At 35.4% G+C, this 271-nt stretch carries 1 protein-coding gene; it reads left to right on the forward strand.

Features of this window, described 5'->3' with window-relative positions; translation table 11 throughout:
* Nucleotides 1-271: MAPEG family protein (locus AAEY62_RS22465; RefSeq protein ID WP_350636629.1), on the forward strand; the 271-nt coding region annotated here is incomplete at both ends.

The following is a 271-nucleotide window of genomic DNA, read 5'->3' on the forward strand; positions in this document are numbered from 1 at the left end:
AAGCAAAACAGCCTAATGCAGTGCCGGGTAAAATAAGTGACGACTTATCTCACGATAGTTTTATATTTAGAGCACACCGTACTTTTCACAATACCCTTGAAAATAGTGCGTTATTTATAGGAACAGTGTTGTTTGCTTTTGTAATAAATTATCAAAGCCCAATATTTGCACTATGTGTATGGATATACGTTATTGCGCGATTAATTCATATGGTGCTGTACTACGCAATTGCTACTAATAAAAATCCTAGCCCACGTAGCTACTTCTTTTT

This window comes from Pseudoalteromonas sp. GW168-MNA-CIBAN-0100, assembly GCF_040309225.1.
Taxonomy (GTDB): Bacteria; Pseudomonadota; Gammaproteobacteria; order Enterobacterales; family Alteromonadaceae; genus Pseudoalteromonas; species Pseudoalteromonas arctica.